The sequence below is a fragment of the Massilia sp. IC2-476 genome, assembly GCF_020707295.1.
Lineage (GTDB): Bacteria > Pseudomonadota > Gammaproteobacteria > Burkholderiales > Burkholderiaceae_D > Telluria.
Window position 1 is genome coordinate 21473 of record NZ_JAJFER010000009.1, and the last position, 13585, is coordinate 35057.

Consider the following 13585-nt stretch of genomic DNA (forward strand, 5'->3'; position numbering starts at 1 on the left):
GCCGACCACCCCACAGGAGACTAGCTGAATGAACGCACCAGTCAAAATATACGAATACGACCACCCGCAGGTGGGCGAGTCCTGCAGCATCAACCCGGCGACCGCCGAAGCCTGGGCGCGCGTGCCCGCGGTCCCGAGCGCCGCCGAGAAGGCGGAGCTGAAGGAACGCATCAAGCACCTCCTCAAGGAGCGCAGTGCGGTGCTGGTTGCCCACTACTACGTCGACGCCGACCTGCAGGACCTGGCCGAGGAAACCGGCGGCTGCGTGTCCGATTCGCTCGAGATGGCGCGCTTCGGCCGCGACCACCCGGCTTCAACCCTGGTGGTCGCCGGCGTGCGCTTCATGGGCGAATCGGCCAAGATCCTGAGCCCGGAAAAGACGATCCTGATGCCGGACCTGGACGCGACCTGCTCGCTCGACCTGGGCTGCCCGGCCGACGAATTCGCCGCCTTCTGCGACCAGCATCCGGACCGCACCGTGGTCGTCTACGCGAATACCTCTGCCGCCGTGAAGGCGCGTGCCGACTGGATGGTGACCTCGTCGATCGGCCTGGACATCGTCAAGCACCTGCACGAGCAGGGCAAGAAGATCCTGTGGGCGCCCGATCGCCACCTGGGTTCCTACATCCAGAAGCAGACCGGCGCCGACATGCTGCTGTGGCAGGGTTCCTGCCTGGTGCACGACGAATTCAAGGGCGTCGAACTGGACCTGCTCAAGGCCGAATACCCGGACGCCAAGGTGCTGGTGCACCCGGAGTCGCCGTCATCGGTCGTGGCCCAGGCCGACGTGGTCGGCTCAACCACCCAGCTGATCAACGCCGCCGTCAATCTGCCGGCGGATACTTTTATCGTTGCCACCGACAACGGCATCCTGCACAAGATGCGCGCCGCCGCGCCGGGCAAACGCTTCATCGAAGCGCCGACCGCCGGCAACAGCGCCACCTGCAAGAGCTGCGCCCACTGCCCGTGGATGGCCATGAACGGCCTGAAGAACCTGGCCGAAGTGCTGGAGAACGGCGCGAATGAAGTGCACGTCGATCCGGAAATCGGCCGCCAGGCCAAGCGCGCGATCGACCGCATGCTCGATTTCGCCGCCGCCAAGAAGGCGCAAGCCCTGCCGAGCGGTGCGCTCGAGCAGAACGCGACACTGTTCAATGGAGTAGGTCCCGCATGACGACACTGCGCAATCCGCACGACGAATTCGACGAAAAGCTGCAGTCGGCTTACGAGGCCAATATCCTGGCCGCGCTGCTGGAAGACGTCGGCACCGGCGACCTGACCGGCATGCTGGTGCCGAACGATACCCGCGTCCAGGCGCGCGTGATCGTGCGCGAACAGGCCGTGCTGTGTGGAGCGCCCTGGTTGGAAGGCGTGATGCTGGCAATCGACCCGGATACCGAGATCGATTGGCAATACGCCGAGGGCGAGCTGATGGCGGCCGATTCGACCGTTTGCACCATCGAAGCCAACCCGCGCTCGCTGCTCACCGCCGAACGCGCGGCCCTGAATTTCATGCAGCTGCTGTCGGGCGTGGCGACCGCCACCCGCAAGTACGTCGACGTGATTGCCGGCACGAAGGCGGCGATCCTCGACACCCGCAAGACCCTGCCGGGCCTGCGCTTGGCCCAGAAGTACGCGGTGCGCGTCGGTGGCGGCAAGAACCAGCGCATGGCGCTGTATGACGGCATCCTGATCAAGGAAAACCACATCGCCGCGGCGGGCGGCGTGAGCAAGGCCCTGGCTGCGGCCGACGCGCTCGGCTCGGGCGCGCCGGTGCAGATCGAAGTCGAGACCATCGCCCAGCTGGAAGAAGCGCTGGCGGCAGGCGTGAAGTCGGTCCTGCTGGACAACTTCGACCTCGGCATGATGCGCGAGGCCGTGCGTGTAAACGCAGGCCGGGCGCTGCTCGAAGCCTCGGGCGGCATCAACATGCAGACCGTGCGCGCGATCGCCGAGACCGGCGTGGACCGCATCTCGATCGGCAGCCTGACCAAGGACGTGCGCGCGACCGACTACTCCCTTCGCATCGTGGGGGCCGCATGATGGACTGGAGCAGACTGCGCATTTCGACCGGCGCCCGCGTCCTGTGGCTGGCCCTCGGCCTGCTGCTGGGCGGCCCGACCTTTGTGAACGGCATCCAGACCGGCAGCACCGCCGACCTGTGTTTCGGCATCGGCATGCTGCTGGTCGGCGTGCGCGGCTTCCTGCGGCCCGTCATGTTCGGCAAGGCCGTACGCATGGAGATGGATCCGCGCACGTCGCAGGTGTCGATCGGCTCGCCGATGCTGCATGGCGGCCTGTCGCTGGTGATCTTCGCCGCGCTGACGGCCGGGATCGTCATCAAGTACGTCATCAAGGACTGACTCGCCCCGCTTACACCCCGCTCTCGCTGGCCCGTGCCAGCGCCTCCGCTTCCGGTGTGCGCACGTGCACCGGTTCTCCCACACGCGCCGCGATTCCGTCGATCGCCTCCAGGACCTCGTCCGGATGCGCATAGTGGGTCATGTGTCCCACGCCCGGCTCCAGTCGCAGCTGGCTGTCCGGCAGCCGCTCATGCAGGCGCTCCGAGTTGTGGCCGCAGTCGACGATCTTGTCCTGCGTGCCCGCCACGATCGCCACCGGCACCTTCAGCTCCGGATAGCGCTTGGCCAGCGACATCGCTGCCGGCACCATGAGCGCGCTCTCCGCGGCGCTCGCGCGCAGCTGTTTCGGCCGCAGGGCCATCCAGACCGGGAAGCGATTGAAACGTTCGGACACCGGCATGGGCGCGAACACGCGCTTGGTCGCGCCAGGCCACAGGAGGCGCGCCGCCAGGGGCGAGACCGTGTAGCGCAGCAGGTCCCCGATCACGGGAACCGCGGGCGGCGCGAGCGCTGCGACGTCCATGCGCACACTCGGATAGTAGTAACCGGACAGCAGCACCAGCCCGCGCACGGCGTTCGGCGCCTGCAGGCCCATCGCCAACGCCACCATGGTGCCCCACGAGTGGCCAAGCACGATGGCGGATTCCACGCCCAGCTGTTCCAGTGCGCGCTGCAGCAGGGCCGCCTGCTTGTCCGGCGTCCAGACCGTCGTGCGCGGACGGTCGCTGTAGCCGAAGCCCGGGCGGTCGAAGGCGATCACGCGGTAGTGCTTCGCAGCCGCTTCGATCAGGCCGCTCGTTTCGAAATCTTTCGAATAGACGCCGTTCCCGTGCAGGAGTACCAGCACCGGACCGGCGCCGCGCTCCAGGTAGTGCAGGCGAACGCCGTCAATGTCGACAAACTTGCCCTGCGGCGGGTTCTCCTGTTCCGCCTGCCGCGTTTTGGCGCGAACGTAAAAGAACGAGGCGGCCAGGCCAATGCCGGCCAGGATTGCGGTAGTACGGTAGCGCTTGGTCACAAAATCCCCCTGTGGTCGAGTAGTGGATGTGACTCCTCCGGCTCCTCCGCGTGGAGCAGGTCGGCGACGCGCGGCAGCAGCCGCTCGGCCGACTCTTCTATTTTGAGTGCGATCAGGTGGTCGGCGCGGGTCAACCCGAGGTTGACGGCCGCGATCGGCTTGCCCGCTTCCTGGGCCATACGGCAGAAGCGAAAACCCGAATACACCATCAGCGACGATCCGACCACCAACAGCGCATCCGCCGCCTCCATCTGCGCCAGGGCGCAGGCGGTCCGCGCCGGCGGGATGCCGTCGCCGAAGAATACGACATCCGGCGCCAGGGCGCCGCCACAATGGACGCAGAAGGGCACATGGAAATCCTCGATCGCATCCGGTTCGATCGCGGCATCGCCGTCGGGCAGCGGCGTGGCCAGCACGTTCGCCAGCTCGGGATTGGCCTCGTTCAGCAGGGTTTGCACGAAAGCGCGGGGAAACTGCGCCTTGCAGTGCATGCAGACCACGCTGTGGACGTTGCCGTGCAATTCGAGTACGGCAAGACTGCCGGCCTGCTGGTGCAGCCCGTCGACGTTCTGGGTCAGCAGGTACTTGATGCGGCCGTGTTTTTCCAGCCGCGAGAGGGCGCGGTGCCCATGGTTCGGCCGCGCCTGGGCCATGATCGGCCACCCGATCATGCTGCGCGCCCAGTAGCGGCGCTGGATCTCGGGCGAGCGCCGGAATTCCGGCCCCTGGATCGGTGTGCGCCCGCGGCGGGTGCCGTCGCGGTCGCGGTAATCGGGAATGCCCGATGCGGTGGACAGGCCTGCGCCTGTCAGCACGAGAGCGCGCGGATACCGTTCCAGGAATTCCGCCAGCGCCTCGGCCTGGTCTTGAACGGTGAAGCCTTCAGCCATGTTGCATACCTCCATTGGCTGGGATCGTAACATCCCGGCCGGAGGGCTTCTCACACCTTTCCGGCCTGAATTTCGGCTTGAACGTCAGCGCGCCGAGACGGCGATGCCCCCGACGATCATGCCGAAGGCAAGCACATGGTAGAGATGCGGCGCCTCGCCCAGGAAGGCCGACGACAGCAGTGCCGTGAACAGGGGCGTGAGGTTGATGAAGAAAGCGCCGATACTGGGTCCGGCGCGCTGCACGCCGGCGCCCCAGCAGCGCATGGCCAGGATGGCCGGGCCGATCGCCACGTACAGCAGGGCTGCCGCGAGCGGCCAGCTCCAGGCGATGTGCACCTCCCGCAGCGCCCATTCGCCGCCCGCCAGCGCGGCCGACCACAGCACCCCGTAGCCGACCTGGGCCAGCAGGAACGCGGCCCAGTCGGCACGCAGGCCAGGGACGTCCTTCTGCTGCATCAGCATCCAGCTGTAGAAGGACCAGGCGATGGTGGCCAGGATCATGTACAGGTCGCCGGTCACCAGGCGCAGCTGCAGCAGGCCGTGGATGTCGCCCCGGCACAGCACCACCAGCACGCCCAGGATCGACAGCACCGCCCCCACGATCTGCTTGCGCTTGACCGGGACGCCATGGAACAGGCGCCCGACCAGCAGCATCCACACCGGCACGCCCGAGGCGACCAGGGTGACGTTGATCGGGGTGGAGCTCTGCAGGGCCAGGTATTGCAGCGAATTGTAGAGTCCCACCCCCAGCAGCCCGAGCATGGCGTAGCGGCGCCAGTTGGCCAGCACGCCGCTGCCCTCCCTGAACGCCGCACGCCCGAGCGGCACCAGCACCAGCAGCGCGATCGACCAGCGGATCAGGTTCAGGGTCATCGGCGGCACGGCGTCGCGCACCAGGCGACCGACGACGGCGTTACCGGCCCACAGCACGGGCGGGACGGTCAGGAGCAGGATGGTGGAAGGTGTGAGGGCAGGGCGGTTCATGAGGCATCCGACCCGCTCGCGCGGGCCGGTCAAGCAGGGATCAGCGGCGTTCCGGCGTCAGCACGCTCGGCAGCGCCTTCGGCAGGGTGTCCGGGAAGTCCCGAGAATAATGCAGGCCGCGGCTTTCGTGGCGCGAGAGTGCGCTGTTGACGATCAAGGAGGCCACCTCGACCAGGTTGCGCAGTTCCAGCAGGTCGTGGGTGATGCGGAAGTTGCGGTAGTACTCGTCGATCTCTTCTTTCAGCAGCGCGATGCGGTGCTGCGCCCGCTCCAGGCGCTTGGTGGTGCGCACGATGCCGACGTAGTTCCACATGAAGCGGCGCAGCTCGTCCCAGTTGTGGGCGATGACGACTTCTTCGTCGGCATTCGTCACGCGCGACTCGTCCCAGGGCGGCAGCAGCGGATTGTCGATCTTCGGTGCGGCTGCGATCTGGTGCGCGCAGGAGCGTCCGATCACCACGCATTCCAGCAGCGAATTGCTGGCCAGGCGGTTGGCGCCGTGCAGGCCGGTGCAGGCGGTCTCGCCGACGGCGTACAGGCCCGGGATGTCGGTGCGGCCGGCGAGATCCGTCACGATGCCGCCGCAGGTGAAGTGCACCGCCGGCACCACGGGGATCGGCTCCTGCGTGATGTCGATGCCCAGCTCCAGGCAGCGCGCATAAATGGTCGGGAAGTGCTCCTTGAGGAATTCCGGGCTCTGGTGGCTGATGTCCAGGTGGACGTAGTCCAGGCCGCGCTTTTTCATCTCGAAGTCGATCGCGCGCGCCACCACGTCGCGCGGGGCCAGTTCGCCGCGCTCGTCGTGGGCCGGCATGAAGCGGGTGCCGGCTGCGGGACCGGCTTCCGGCGGGAGTTTCAACAGGCCGCCTTCGCCGCGGATCGCCTCCGTGATCAGGAAGGATTTCGCATACGGGTGATACAGGCAGGTTGGGTGGAACTGGATGAACTCCATGTTCGACACCCGGCACCCGGCGCGCCAGGCCATCGCGATGCCGTCGCCGGTGGCGGTGTCGGGGTTGGTGGTGTACAGATAGACCTTGCCGGCGCCGCCGGTCGCCAGCACCGTGTGCTCGGCTTCAAAGGTCAGTACCTTGCCGCTCTCTTCGTCCTGCACGTACAGGCCGTAGCAGCGCGGCTGGCCCACCAGGTGCGGCGCGCCACCGTGGACGCCTTTGCCGGTCAGCTTGTCGGAGGTGATGACGTCGATCGCGCAGTGGTGTTCGAACAGGGAGATGTTCGGGTGCGCGCGCACCTTCTGTTCCAGCGTCACCTGCACCGCGTGGCCGGTCGCGTCGGCCGCGTGGATGATGCGGCGCTGGCTGTGGCCGCCCTCGCGGGTCAGGTGAAAGCCCAGTTCCGCCGACGCGTCCCGGGTGAAGGGCACGCCCTGTTCGATCAGCCATTCGATCGCGGCGCGGCCGTTTTCGACGATGTAGCGGGTGGCCGCTTCTTCGCACAGGCCGGCGCCGGCCACCAGGGTGTCGGCGATGTGCTGGTCGTGACTGTCGCTGGAATCGAGCACGGCGGCGATACCGCCCTGGGCCCAGTTGCTGGCGCCGTCCAGCAGGGCGCGTTTGGAAATGATCGCAACCTTGCGCGTCTGCGCCAGGTGGAGGGCCACCGACAGGCCGGCCAGACCGCTGCCGACAATAGCGACGTCAAATTTCATGGCATGTTCAGTTTTGTACAGAGGCATCACTATAGACGATTTGGCCAGACCGCGTGAGGGCCGGCCGCGAGGACAAGGCCGGGTCAGTGTACGCAGGCGCACGGATGGGCGACAGCCCGCGCGCTAGGATCGGCATTCAATCAAACAGCGAGGAATGCCATGCCAGCTCATAACGCCCAGGCGCACGCGGCCGCCCTATCGGAGAAAATCGGTTCGATGCGCTTCGCCATGTTCACGACGCGCGACGCCAACGGCCACCTGATCAGCCAGCCGATGACCAAGCAGCAGGTCGACGCCGAAGGCGGCCTGTGGTTCTACACCCGCAGCACCACCGAACTGTGGGACAACATCGCCCACGAACCCGAAGTCAACGTCAGCTTCGCCGACAACGACAACAGCACCTATGTGTCGGTCAGCGGCACGGCGGAACGCGTGGTCGACCGCAACCAGATCCACGCCCTGTGGAACCCGATGGTCCAGGCCTGGTTCCCGTCCGGCCCCGAGGACGAGCACGTGGTGCTGGTGCGGGTGATGCCGCATGCGGCCGAATACTGGGATTCGAACGACAGCAAGATGGTGCGCATGTTCGCCATGGCCAAGGCGGCCGTCACCGGCTCCACGCCGGACGTCGACGCCGAGCACGGCACCATCCGCATGTAAGGACAAGCTTGCCGGCGCCGTCCGGCTCGCTTAGAGTGCTGGCTTCACGCAAGGGAGCCCGCATGACTCCGCTCGAAATCGCGGCCAACGCCTTTACCGCCGTGGCGATTTTCCTCGCCGGGCGCAACAGCGTCCACACCTGGTGGACCGGGATCATCGGCTGCAGCCTGTTCGGCATCCTGTTCGCGCAGAACCGCCTGTATGCAGACGTGGTCCTGCAGGTCTTCTTCGTGGCCACCAGCCTGCTCGGCTGGTGGCGCTGGCTGCGCGGCAGGCAGGGCGCGCCGCTACCCGTGACCCATGCGGGCTGGCGTACGCTGGCCTGGATGGTGCCCGCAGGCGTCGCCGCCACCGCCGCCTATGGTGCGATCCTCCATTACTACACCAATGCCTATGCGCCCTTCGTCGATTCGGCGGTGCTGGTGTTCAGCGTGATCGCCCAACTCCTGATGATGGGGCGCCGGATCGAGAACTGGCCGGTCTGGCTGCTGGTGAACAGCATCGCCGTGCCGCTCTACGCCAGCCGCGGGCTGTACCTGACGGCGGTGCTGTACGCGGCATTCTGGGTGAATGCGGTCGTGTCGTGGATCTGGTGGCGCAAGCTGGCCGCGCGCGAGTCGGGCGCAGCCGTGGCGCCAGTGGCGCACACGCTCTAGCGGCCTGGGGGCAGGTCGCTCTCGTCCTGGTTGCCGCCGGTCTCCGGTGTGCCCAGGCCTGTGCCGGTCGGGCTGGCCTGGTTGGGACGGGTGTCCTGCGGACCGCGCCCGACCTTCGTCATCGCGCTGCCTTCCGCCTCCACCTGACGGCCGCCGCCTTCTGTCCCTTCCGCGCCGCCCGGTGCATTGGCCGTTTCGCCGGACTGGTTGCGGGTGAGGCCATCGCCGCCGCTGCCGCCGGTTTCCTGCTGCGTTTCATGGGTGGGCGTCGCGCCCTGCTGGCCGCTGGTGGCGCCGCCGACGCCGAGCGTCGTCGAGGGATCGTTCTGTTGTCCTGGATTGCTCATGTCGGGCTCCATCGCTACGGAGAACCCATTATGCCGACGATCCCCGTGGATGGGCGCGAGCTTACTGGTAGCGCTTGTAGACGCTAGTCTTGCCACCGTCCTTCACCAAGAGCACGTCGTACGCGTCCTTGCGCGGACCTTCCATGCCGGGAGACCCCATCGGCATGCCGGGCACAGCCAGCCCTCGCGCCTTCGGCTTCTCGCTCAGCAGGCGCTTGATCTCGCTGGCCGGGACGTGGCCCTCGAGCGCATAGCCGTTCACGCGGCCGGTGTGGCAGGAACCGTACTCGTTCGGGATGCCGAACTTTTCGCGGTAGTCGGACGTGTTCTCGACGTCCTGGGCCTTGACCTTGAAGCCGTTCGCTTCCAGGTGCTTGACCCACTCCTTGCAGCAGCCGCAGGTGGCGGCTTTATAGACCTCGATGACCGGTTGGGCGGCGCTGGCCGCGAGGGGCAGGGCGAGCAGGGCGGCGAACCCCGCCTGGGTGAGAAAACGCAGAAGCATGGAAGCTCCAAAGGCGACAGGAAAAATCGCATTATGCCGCAAGCACAGGCTTGGTGGCCCTTGTCGAAGCTGCTATACTGTATAAAAACACAGTATTAGAAAGCAACATGGTCACCTTCCTCCCGATCGACCTCGATCCGCTGCCCGAAGATTCACCCCAGCGCCTGGCGGCCAGCGCCCGCGGCGCGGTGTTCCGTGGCATGGCGGACGAGCCGGTTACCGACGCCAGGAGCGACGCCGAGCTGGCGCGCGAATACATCGGACAGGGAGAGCTGAGCCCGAAATCGGTGGCCAATACCCAGAAGGAGCTGTACCGCTTCCTCACCTGGTGCCGGGAAGAGGCGCGCAAGACCTTCCGGCAACTGACAGTGGCCGACCTGAACGCCTACAAGGAATTCATCCGCAATCCGCCGCCCGAATGGATCTCCAGCACCAAGTGGCCGCGCAACGATCCGCGCTACCGGCCCTTTTCCGGCCCCTTGTCGGACGCCAGCCGGCGCCAGGCGATGATCGCGGTAAAGGGCCTGCTGGGCTACGCCGAACAGACCGGCTACCTGCGCCGCAACCCGGCACGCCTGGTGCGCAATGTACGTGCCGGCCAGGCCAGCCGCATCACGCGCTACCTGAGCCCGCAGGCGGTCGCGCATGCGATCGAGGCGGTGTCGAACCGCGTGGCCGACACCCCGGCGGCGCTGCGCCAGCGCGAACGCGACCGCTTCCTGCTGATCGCCTTTGCCCAGACCGGCGCGCGCCTGAACGAGATCGTCGGCGCCAGCATGGGCGCGATCTACAGCGAAGGGGACGGGCGCTGGTGGCTGGACGTGATGGGCAAGGGCGCCAAGCCGCGCCGGCTGCCGGTGCCGCCCGCGATGCTGGCCGCCTTGCGCGACTACCGCCAGGCCTTCGGGCTGCTGCCCCAGGCCAGCCGCGCCGACCGCACCCCGCTGGTGCTGTCCAGCCGCAGCAAGGAAGCGGTGCGCATCACGGACGAAGCGGCGTCCGAAGCCCTGAAGGCGGTCTTTCTGGCAGCAAGCGAGCGCGCCGAAGCGCTGGGCGACGGCGACAGCGCGGCCGCGCTGCGCCAGGCCTCGACGCACTGGCTGCGCCACAGCATGCTGACCAAGCACGCCAATAGCGGCGTCCAGCTCAAGACGCTGCAGGACACCGCGGGCCACGCCAACATCGCCACGACCGCGGCCTACCTGCACAAGCAGGACCACGAACGCCACGATGAAATCCTGGGTTCGGGCCCCGGCCTGGTGCCGGACGAGCCGGATTGACGCAACAGGCGTTCAGATCGGCAGTTCGGAGGTGCCGCCGGCCGAGCTGCCGAAGTTTTGCAGTTCGTCGATCGACAGGCGCCGCTCGTTGAGGGCGGTGACGATCGCCTCGAGCTGCTCCGGGTCCGGGTGCAGGTAAACGATGCGCTGCTCGAGTTCGTTGTCCCAGTACTTCGTGTACGGTACGTCGGTCTCCGCCATCACCTTGGCGTCGAAGCTCCCATCCATCATTTCTCCCACCAGGACGACCCTGGCCGTGTCCGGCGTCGTGTTCTTCACAGTGATGCCCATGCTCTTCCTTTCGAGTGATCAGTTCGCATAGTGCATTTTTACCTCCCTAAGCCCAGGGACGCAAACGGCTGGACGTCAGTCGTGCGCGCCTTGCGTGCACAGCGGTGGGCCGTCGACGTAGATCCAGGTGCCGGCACCGGTCGCGACCCGGCCGCCGGCGCCGCACAGCTCCGTGTGCGCCGCGTCGCTGGCCGCGTTGAACAGGATCTTTACCGGCGCCTGCCGCGATGGATAGGCCGCCACCACGTCCGCGTGCACGGCGCCATCGCGGTGCAGGCTGCGTTCGATGAAGATTTCCGGCTCCGGCGCGTAGAGGGCGGGGAAGCGCGCGAGCATGAAGCGCGCGGCCGGGCTGAACTCGAGGTAGTCGTAGCTGCGCGCGAACTTCATGGCGCCGGCTTGCGCCAGCAGGATCGCAGCGACCAGGGCAAGCGGCCAGCGCGGCAGGCGCTGCAGGTGAACCAGGGCGAGGTAGAGCAGCGGCATGCCACCCCACATGGCGTAGCGCATCATGCCGTCCGCGCCCGAGTTCCAGTTGACGGTCGACAGCGAAGGAAGCGCCATCATGACGCTGAACAGGATCGCAGCCGCCAGGTGCGGCAGCCAGCGCAGACGGTCCCTGGCGGCGAGCTGTGCCAGCACCAGCAGCATCGCCACCGGCAGGCCGACGATCGCGCCCTGGTTCAGGTCGAAGAAGAAGGACAGCAGGCGTGCCGGCGTGACAAGGGTGGGGTCGGTCGACAGTAGCGCGATGATGCTCGGGACGTCGAATTTCGCGAGACTGAACAGCACCGGAAGGCAGGCCAGCGCCGCCTGCAGCATCGACGCCAGCACCGTGTGGCGCGTGACGACCTTGCGCCATGCGGCGCCGAAGTCCAGGCCTTGGTGTGCATGCACGTAGGCGATCCGGATCAGGGGCGCGAATACCGAGAACAGGATCAGCGGCGGATTCTGCATCGCCGCGACGCCCGCCAGCAAGGCGGCGGCGTAGGGGCGCCCGAGCAGGACCAGCAACAGCGCGGACAGCAGGGCGCAGGCACTGAAGAATTCGGGGCTGCACCAGTTGGCGTACAGCGCGCCGCCCGACAGCAGGAACAGCACGGTGCCGAAGACCGCGCGCCGCGGCGAGCCCGTGAAGCGATACAGGGCGATCGTCAGCACCGCGAGCGCCGCCAGGTTCACCAGTTGGAAAGCCTTGAACGGTTTGTTGCCCATGGCGTCGATCAGTTTGAAGGGGATCGCCGCCAGCGCCGGATAGGCGAAGAAGTGGATGGCATAGTAGCCGCCGTCCTTGCCGCGCACGAAGCCGGGGAAGGGATCGGAGGCGCCGGCCTGCATGCCGGCGCGCAGTCGATCGTGGATCGCGGCGAAGCCCGGTTCGGGCGAGAGGCGGGCGGCGGTGTCGATGTCGGACAGGCGGATGTCGGGCGTACCGTGGCTGGCAAGGGCGATTGTCATCAGGGCGTATTCCTGGAAGTCGCCGCTCTTCGAAGGGCGGCTCAGGAGCAGGGTCGCCAGAGACAGCAGGGCGATGAACAGGGCAATGCGGGCCGCGGGCCGGGCAGGGAGAAAGCGCTGCATGGTGAATGAGGCCGCATCCGCAGCGGACGAGCGGCCTCGCATCCTTCGACTGTATGGAAACGGGCGTGATTCTAGCTTGCTATTCCTGCAATAGGAATGCTTGGGTCAGCTTTATCCGACCTGGATGGGATGCGGGCAGCTGCTGATGTCATCCGGGACGCGTAGCACATTCATTCCACCTGTTGTCACAGGAAGGAAAATACTGTCTAAATGTCACTCGACATTAGCATATATAATGTCGAGTTCAATTTGAACCGGCGGCTTGGCCGGGACTTCGGCCGTTTCAAGGTGAGTGGTCGCGACAATATCGTTTGGAAGAATGCCAATGCAGACACAGCTGGTTTCATCGGGCGCCACGGCGCAGCACAACGAAGACTGGGCCGGATCGTTCCCGCGGCACGACGGCGCCGAACTGGTGATGATCGACGGCGGCACCTCCATGGCCGAACGCGATTACGTCGATCCGGTCAACGGCGACGTGGTCTGGTTCGTGCACCGTTTTGCCACGGCACTCAAGGCGCGCATCGAAGCGGACCTGGACCAGCAAACGGCGGTGCACGCGGCGATCGACGCCGTGTTCGACGAATTCCGCGCGCGCAGCGCCGGCCAGGACGTGCCCGTATATGCCTGGCCGATCGCGGCCTTGACCTGGGTGCGGGCGCGCCAGGTGGGCAATGGCTTCCGCCTCGAACTGTACTGCCTGGGAGACTGCAAAGCCCTGATGCGCACGCCCGACGGCGTGGTGCACGACCTGGATCCTTTTGTGAATCCCCAGGAAGCGATCCTGCGCGCCGAGATCGCGAAACTGCAGGCCGAAGGCCTCAGCGACCCTGCAGCGCGCCAGGCGCGGCTGCTGCCGATGCTGCGTGCGCGGCGCGAATTCCAGAACACGGTTGCCGGCACCAATTCGCTGTGCCTGCGTCCGAACGGCCCCCTGGGCGCGCGCACGTACGCCGTCGACGCGCCGCCAGGTTCCTGCGTGCTCGCCATGACGGACGGCTTTTACCGGCTGGTGGACACCTACGGGCTGCACACGCCGGAGAGCCTGTTCACGCTGTGCCGGGAAGCCGGCGTGCATGCGGCGCTGGAGCAACTGCGCCAGTTCGAAGCGGTGCAGGCCGCTTCGGCGCAAACCCTGAAACGGGCGGACGACGCGTCGGCGATCCTGTGGTGCGCCGACGGCGTGCAGGATTGAGCCGGGCGGGCGTGCCGGAAAATCCGTCCGTCCGTGCGCCTGGTCTGGCGAATCGATTGAAGCCTGCTGAGCTGGCTGCCTGGACGGGAGAGTGGACCAACTTGGTGTAACCCCGCTGCGGCCCATCACGGCTCAATAGCGCATTT

The 13585-nt window shown here is 66.8% G+C and carries 15 protein-coding genes; 7 read left to right on the plus strand and 8 right to left on the minus strand.

Annotated features, from left to right (window positions below; all coding sequences use genetic code 11):
• Positions 1 to 28: 28 nt before the first annotated feature.
• From nadA to LK539_RS20750, 3 genes are read left to right on the plus strand one after another with little or no spacing between them, the layout of a single operon-like run.
• On the plus strand, positions 29 to 1174 hold the full coding sequence (gene nadA, locus LK539_RS20740) for a quinolinate synthase NadA (RefSeq protein WP_227802963.1): 1146 nt from the start codon (positions 29 to 31) through the stop codon (positions 1172 to 1174).
• Positions 1171 to 2043, plus strand: a complete 873-nt coding sequence (nadC, locus tag LK539_RS20745; RefSeq protein ID WP_227802964.1) for a carboxylating nicotinate-nucleotide diphosphorylase — start codon at positions 1171 to 1173, stop codon at positions 2041 to 2043. The genes nadA and nadC overlap by 4 nt, the downstream gene beginning before the upstream one ends.
• Complete coding sequence (locus tag LK539_RS20750) at positions 2040 to 2363, plus strand: hypothetical protein (protein WP_227802965.1); 324 nt, start codon at positions 2040 to 2042, stop codon at positions 2361 to 2363. The genes nadC and LK539_RS20750 overlap by 4 nt, the downstream gene beginning before the upstream one ends.
• Positions 2364 to 2373: 10 nt before the next feature.
• Here the strand turns inward: LK539_RS20750 and LK539_RS20755 are convergent, their stop codons facing one another.
• From LK539_RS20755 to nadB, 4 genes are all read right to left on the minus strand, one after another.
• On the minus strand, positions 2374 to 3381 hold the full coding sequence (locus tag LK539_RS20755) for an alpha/beta fold hydrolase (protein WP_227802966.1): 1008 nt from the start codon (positions 3379 to 3381) through the stop codon (positions 2374 to 2376).
• The gene (locus tag LK539_RS20760) at positions 3378 to 4271 is read right to left on the minus strand and encodes an NAD-dependent protein deacetylase (protein WP_227802967.1); all 894 of its coding nucleotides are present in this window, start codon (positions 4269 to 4271) and stop codon (positions 3378 to 3380) included. Before LK539_RS20760 ends, LK539_RS20755 begins: the two co-directional genes overlap by 4 nt.
• Before the next feature lie 84 nt (positions 4272 to 4355).
• Positions 4356 to 5255 carry a DMT family transporter gene (locus LK539_RS20765; RefSeq protein ID WP_227802968.1) on the minus strand — a complete coding sequence of 300 codons (900 nt, stop codon included), beginning with the start codon at positions 5253 to 5255 and terminating at the stop codon, positions 4356 to 4358.
• 40 nt (positions 5256 to 5295) lie between these two features.
• Entirely contained in the window at positions 5296 to 6924 is a 1629-nt protein-coding gene (nadB, locus tag LK539_RS20770) for an L-aspartate oxidase (RefSeq protein ID WP_227802969.1), read from the minus strand.
• Positions 6925 to 7083: 159 nt separating this feature from the next.
• Here nadB and LK539_RS20775 point away from each other — a divergent pair, with 159 nt between their 5' ends.
• Entirely contained in the window at positions 7084 to 7584 is a 501-nt protein-coding gene (locus tag LK539_RS20775) for a pyridoxamine 5'-phosphate oxidase family protein (RefSeq protein ID WP_227802970.1), read from the plus strand.
• A gap of 62 nt (positions 7585 to 7646) precedes the next feature.
• Positions 7647 to 8240, plus strand: a complete 594-nt coding sequence (gene pnuC, locus LK539_RS20780; protein ID WP_227802971.1) for a nicotinamide riboside transporter PnuC — start codon at positions 7647 to 7649, stop codon at positions 8238 to 8240.
• On the opposite strand, the gene LK539_RS20785 is transcribed toward pnuC, so the two are convergent.
• Together LK539_RS20785 and LK539_RS20790 are read right to left on the minus strand one after the other, a co-directional pair.
• The gene (locus LK539_RS20785; RefSeq protein WP_227802972.1) at positions 8237 to 8587 is read right to left on the minus strand and encodes a hypothetical protein; all 351 of its coding nucleotides are present in this window, start codon (positions 8585 to 8587) and stop codon (positions 8237 to 8239) included. The two genes, pnuC and LK539_RS20785, sit on opposite strands and share 4 nt — an antisense overlap.
• Positions 8588 to 8648: 61 nt before the next feature.
• On the minus strand, positions 8649 to 9092 hold the full coding sequence (locus LK539_RS20790) for a DUF411 domain-containing protein (protein WP_227802973.1): 444 nt from the start codon (positions 9090 to 9092) through the stop codon (positions 8649 to 8651).
• 107 nt (positions 9093 to 9199) lie between these two features.
• Between LK539_RS20790 and LK539_RS20795 the strand changes: the two genes are divergently transcribed.
• Positions 9200 to 10372, plus strand: coding sequence for a tyrosine-type recombinase/integrase (locus tag LK539_RS20795; RefSeq protein WP_227802974.1), 1173 nt, complete (start codon positions 9200 to 9202; stop codon positions 10370 to 10372).
• Positions 10373 to 10384: 12 nt separating this feature from the next.
• On the opposite strand, the gene LK539_RS20800 is transcribed toward LK539_RS20795, so the two are convergent.
• Together LK539_RS20800 and LK539_RS20805 are read right to left on the minus strand one after the other, a co-directional pair.
• The gene (locus tag LK539_RS20800) at positions 10385 to 10663 is read right to left on the minus strand and encodes a hypothetical protein (protein WP_227802975.1); all 279 of its coding nucleotides are present in this window, start codon (positions 10661 to 10663) and stop codon (positions 10385 to 10387) included.
• Positions 10664 to 10738: 75 nt separating this feature from the next.
• Positions 10739 to 12244: a hypothetical protein gene (locus LK539_RS20805; RefSeq protein WP_227802976.1), complete on the minus strand. Its 1506-nt coding sequence runs from the start codon at positions 12242 to 12244 to the stop codon at positions 10739 to 10741.
• 325 nt (positions 12245 to 12569) lie between these two features.
• On the opposite strand from LK539_RS20805, the gene LK539_RS20810 reads away from it, so the two are divergent.
• Positions 12570 to 13439 carry a protein phosphatase 2C domain-containing protein gene (locus LK539_RS20810; protein WP_227802977.1) on the plus strand — a complete coding sequence of 290 codons (870 nt, stop codon included), beginning with the start codon at positions 12570 to 12572 and terminating at the stop codon, positions 13437 to 13439.
• The last annotated feature ends 146 nt before the right edge of the window (positions 13440 to 13585 follow it).

Coding starts and splice junctions, on each gene's coding strand:
- nadA (WP_227802963.1), top strand. CDS start 29: ATGAACGCACCAGTCAAAATATACGAATACGACCACCCGCAGGTGGGC.
- nadC (WP_227802964.1), top strand. CDS start 1,171: ATGACGACACTGCGCAATCCGCACGACGAATTCGACGAAAAGCTGCAG.
- LK539_RS20750 (WP_227802965.1), top strand. CDS start 2,040: ATGATGGACTGGAGCAGACTGCGCATTTCGACCGGCGCCCGCGTCCTG.
- LK539_RS20760 (WP_227802967.1), bottom strand. CDS start 4,271: ATGGCTGAAGGCTTCACCGTTCAAGACCAGGCCGAGGCGCTGGCGGAA.
- LK539_RS20765 (WP_227802968.1), bottom strand. CDS start 5,255: ATGAACCGCCCTGCCCTCACACCTTCCACCATCCTGCTCCTGACCGTC.
- nadB (WP_227802969.1), bottom strand. CDS start 6,924: ATGAAATTTGACGTCGCTATTGTCGGCAGCGGTCTGGCCGGCCTGTCG.
- LK539_RS20775 (WP_227802970.1), top strand. CDS start 7,084: ATGCCAGCTCATAACGCCCAGGCGCACGCGGCCGCCCTATCGGAGAAA.
- pnuC (WP_227802971.1), top strand. CDS start 7,647: ATGACTCCGCTCGAAATCGCGGCCAACGCCTTTACCGCCGTGGCGATT.
- LK539_RS20785 (WP_227802972.1), bottom strand. CDS start 8,587: ATGAGCAATCCAGGACAACAGAACGATCCCTCGACGACGCTCGGCGTC.
- LK539_RS20790 (WP_227802973.1), bottom strand. CDS start 9,092: ATGCTTCTGCGTTTTCTCACCCAGGCGGGGTTCGCCGCCCTGCTCGCC.
- LK539_RS20795 (WP_227802974.1), top strand. CDS start 9,200: ATGGTCACCTTCCTCCCGATCGACCTCGATCCGCTGCCCGAAGATTCA.
- LK539_RS20800 (WP_227802975.1), bottom strand. CDS start 10,663: ATGGGCATCACTGTGAAGAACACGACGCCGGACACGGCCAGGGTCGTC.
- LK539_RS20805 (WP_227802976.1), bottom strand. CDS start 12,244: ATGCAGCGCTTTCTCCCTGCCCGGCCCGCGGCCCGCATTGCCCTGTTC.
- LK539_RS20810 (WP_227802977.1), top strand. CDS start 12,570: ATGCAGACACAGCTGGTTTCATCGGGCGCCACGGCGCAGCACAACGAA.